Origin of the sequence: Rhodococcus sp. 14-2483-1-2, from assembly GCF_002259405.1 — a bacterium.
Classification (GTDB): domain Bacteria; phylum Actinomycetota; class Actinomycetes; order Mycobacteriales; family Mycobacteriaceae; genus Rhodococcoides.
In genome coordinates this window covers 1-3665 of the sequence record NZ_NPFW01000025.1, presented here as the reverse complement: position 1 = coordinate 3665, position 3665 = coordinate 1, and the positions used below count along the sequence as shown (strand labels likewise).

Below are 3665 nucleotides of genomic sequence, written 5' to 3'. Positions count from 1 at the left end.
ACCAGGTGATCTACCCATGTCCAGGGTGAAGTTCAGGTAACACTGAATGGAGGCCCGAACCCACGCACGTTGAAAAGTGCGGGGATGAGGTGTGGGTAGCGGAGAAATTCCAATCGAACCTGGAGATAGCTGGTTCTCCCCGAAATAGCTTTAGGGCTAGCCTTAAGTGTAAGAGTCTTGGAGGTAGAGCACTGATTGGACTAGGGGTCCTCATCGGATTACCGAATTCAGTCAAACTCCGAATGCCAATGACTTATCCTTAGGAGTCAGACTGCGAGTGATAAGATCCGTAGTCAAAAGGGAAACAGCCCAGACCGCCAGCTAAGGTCCCAAAGTGTGTATTAAGTGGAAAAGGATGTGGAGTTGCTTAGACAACTAGGATGTTGGCTTAGAAGCAGCCACCATTTAAAGAGTGCGTAATAGCTCACTAGTCGAGTGACTCTGCGCCGAAAATGTACCGGGGCTAAATACACCACCGAAGCTGCGGATTGATACCGAATGGTATCAGTGGTAGGGGAGCGTTCTAAGGACAGTGAAGTCAGACCGGAAGGACTGGTGGAGTGCTTAGAAGTGAGAATGCCGGTATGAGTAGCGAAAGACGGGTGAGAATCCCGTCCACCGAATGCCTAAGGTTTCCTGAGGAAGGCTCGTCCGCTCAGGGTTAGTCAGGACCTAAGCCGAGGCCGACAGGCGTAGGCGATGGACAACAGGTTGATATTCCTGTACCACCTCTTTATCGTTTGAGCAATGGAGGGACGCAGAAGGATAGAAGAAGCGTGCGATTGGTTGTGCACGTCCAAGCAGTTAGGCTGATAAGTAGGCAAATCCGCTTATCGTAAAGGCTGAGCTGTGATGGGGAAGCTCCTTATGGAGCGAAGTCTTTGATTCCCCGCTGCCAAGAAAAGCTTCTAGCGAGATAAAAGGTGCCTGTACCGCAAACCGACACAGGTAGGCGAGGAGAGAATCCTAAGGTGTGCGAGAGAACTCTGGTTAAGGAACTCGGCAAAATGACCCCGTAACTTCGGGAGAAGGGGTGCTTTCTTAACGGAAAGCCGCAGTGAATAGGCCCAAGCGACTGTTTAGCAAAAACACAGCTCTCTGCGAAGCCGTAAGGCGAAGTATAGGGGGTGACACCTGCCCGGTGCTGGAAGGTTAAGGAGAGGGGTTAGCGTAAGCGAAGCTCTGAACTGAAGCCCCAGTAAACGGCGGCCGTAACTATAACGGTCCTAAGGTAGCGAAATTCCTTGTCGGGTAAGTTCCGACCCGCACGAAAGGTGTAACGATTTGGGCACTGTCTCAACCAGAGACTCGGTGAAATTATAGTACCTGTGAAGATGCAGGTTACCCGCGACAGGACGGAAAGACCCCGTGGAGCTTTACTGTAGCCTGATATTGAATTTTGGTACAGTTTGTACAGGATAGGCGGGAGCCTTTGAAACCGGAGCGCTAGCTTCGGTGGAGGCGCTGGTGGGATACCGCCCTGACTGTATTGAAATTCTAACCTACGGGTCTTATCGACCCGGGAGACAGTGTCAGGTGGGCAGTTTGACTGGGGCGGTCGCCTCCTAAAGTGTAACGGAGGCGCCCAAAGGTTCCCTCAGAATGGTTGGAAATCATTCGTAGAGTGCAAAGGCATAAGGGAGCTTGACTGCGAGACCTACAAGTCGAGCAGGGACGAAAGTCGGGCTTAGTGATCCGGTGGTTCCGCATGGAAGGGCCATCGCTCAACGGATAAAAGCTACCCCGGGGATAACAGGCTTATCTCCCCCAAGAGTCCACATCGACGGGGAGGTTTGGCACCTCGATGTCGGCTCATCGCATCCTGGGGCTGTAGTCGGTCCCAAGGGTTGGGCTGTTCGCCCATTAAAGCGGTACGCGAGCTGGGTTCAGAACGTCGTGAGACAGTTCGGTCCCTATCCGTCGTGGGCGTAGGAAATTTGAGAGGAGCTGTCCTTAGTACGAGAGGACCGGGATGGACGCACCGCTGGTGTACCAGTTGTTCTGCCAAGGGCATAGCTGGGTAGCTATGTGCGGAAGGGATAAGTGCTGAAAGCATCTAAGCATGAAGCCCCCCTCAAGATGAGATTTCCCATAGCGTAAGCTAGTAAGATCCCTGAAAGATGATCAGGTTGATAGGTTCGAGGTGGAAGCATGGTGACATGTGGAGCTGACGAATACTAATAGATCGAGGACTTAACCATATAATATGTAGCAAATGTTATCTAGTTTTGAAGGAATATGCCTTCATAGTTTGGTGATGATGGCAGAGAGGTCACACCCGTTCCCATACCGAACACGGAAGTTAAGCTCTCTAGCGCCGATGGTAGTTGGGACCTTGTCCCTGTGAGAGTAGGACGTTGCCAGGCTTATATTATTCCGCAGTAGCTCAGTGGTAGAGCTATCGGCTGTTAACCGATCGGTCGTAGGTTCGAGTCCTACCTGCGGAGCCATTATGCTTCCATAGCTCAGCTGGTAGAGCACTTCCATGGTAAGGAAAAGGTCACCGGTTCAAGCCCGGTTGGAAGCTTGGGAATAGGTTTAAAACTTTTTTGGCCCGTTGGTCAAGTGGTTAAGACACCGCCCTTTCACGGCGGTAACACGGGTTCGAATCCCGTACGGGTCACCACTTTTGGAGGATTAGCTCAGCTGGGAGAGCACCTGCCTTACAAGCAGGGGGTCGGCGGTTCGATCCCGTCATCCTCCACCATTTAGCCGACTTAGCTCAATTGGTAGAGCAACTGACTTGTAATCAGTAGGTTGGGGGTTCAAGTCCTCTAGTCGGCACCAGTTTTTATTGTACGAGCCATTAGCTCAGTTGGTAGAGCATCTGACTTTTAATCAGAGGGTCGAAGGTTCGAGTCCTTCATGGCTCACCATTTTTGCGGAAGTAGTTCAGTGGTAGAATACAACCTTGCCAAGGTTGGGGTCGCGGGTTCGAATCCCGTCTTCCGCTCCAATTTTCAATATGACATGCCGGGGTGGCGGAACAGGCAGACGCACAGGACTTAAAATCCTGCGGTGGGTGACCACCGTGCGGGTTCGACCCCCGCCCTCGGCACCATATGCGCCCGTAGCTCAATTGGATAGAGCGTTTGACTACGGATCAAAAGGTTAGGGGTTCGACTCCTCTCGGGCGCGCCAATTCAAACGCGGGTGTAGTTTAGTGGTAAAACCTCAGCCTTCCAAGCTGATGTCGTGAGTTCGATTCTCATCACCCGCTCCATTATAATGATCTTTGAAAACTAAACAAGACAAAACGTACCTGTTAATTCAAAGTTTTAAATAAATCGCACAGCGATGTGCGTAGTCAGTCAAACTACTTTATCGGAGAGTTTGATCCTGGCTCAGGACGAACGCTGGCGGCGTGCCTAATACATGCAAGTCGAGCGGACAGATGGGAGCTTGCTCCCTGATGTTAGCGGCGGACGGGTGAGTAACACGTGGGTAACCTGCCTGTAAGACTGGGATAACTCCGGGAAACCGGGGCTAATACCGGATGGTTGTTTGAACCGCATGGTTCAGACATAAAAGGTGGCTTCGGCTACCACTTACAGATGGACCCGCGGCGCATTAGCTAGTTGGTGAGGTAACGGCTCACCAAGGCAACGATGCGTAGCCGACCTGAGAGGGTGATCGGCCACACTGGGACTGAGACACGGCCCAGA

General features: G+C 51.9%; 10 tRNA genes and 3 rRNA genes. All 13 read left to right on the top strand.

Features of this window, described 5'->3' with window-relative positions:
* Positions 1–2201: ribosomal RNA gene (locus tag CH295_RS27385) — 23S ribosomal RNA — on the top strand; the annotation flags it as partial.
* Positions 2202–2250: 49 nt separating this feature from the next.
* Positions 2251–2366 (top strand): 5S ribosomal RNA (rrf, locus tag CH295_RS27380).
* Between the two features lie 9 nt (positions 2367–2375).
* A tRNA-Asn gene (locus CH295_RS27375) sits at positions 2376–2450 on the top strand.
* 4 nt (positions 2451–2454) lie between these two features.
* Positions 2455–2527, top strand: a tRNA-Thr gene (locus CH295_RS27370).
* Positions 2528–2551: 24 nt separating this feature from the next.
* Positions 2552–2626: transfer RNA gene (locus tag CH295_RS27365), tRNA-Glu, on the top strand.
* Positions 2627–2631: 5 nt separating this feature from the next.
* Positions 2632–2707, top strand: a tRNA-Val gene (locus CH295_RS27360).
* Positions 2708–2711: 4 nt separating this feature from the next.
* Positions 2712–2787, top strand: a tRNA-Thr gene (locus CH295_RS27355).
* A 13-nt stretch (positions 2788–2800) separates the two neighbouring features.
* A tRNA-Lys gene (locus CH295_RS27350) sits at positions 2801–2876 on the top strand.
* 5 nt (positions 2877–2881) lie between these two features.
* Positions 2882–2956 (top strand) — tRNA-Gly (locus tag CH295_RS27345).
* Positions 2957–2972: 16 nt separating this feature from the next.
* Positions 2973–3061, top strand: a tRNA-Leu gene (locus CH295_RS27340).
* 3 nt (positions 3062–3064) lie between these two features.
* Positions 3065–3141, top strand: a tRNA-Arg gene (locus tag CH295_RS27335).
* Between the two features lie 8 nt (positions 3142–3149).
* Positions 3150–3223, top strand: a tRNA-Gly gene (locus tag CH295_RS27330).
* A 98-nt stretch (positions 3224–3321) separates the two neighbouring features.
* Positions 3322–3665 (top strand): 16S ribosomal RNA (locus CH295_RS27325); the annotation flags it as partial.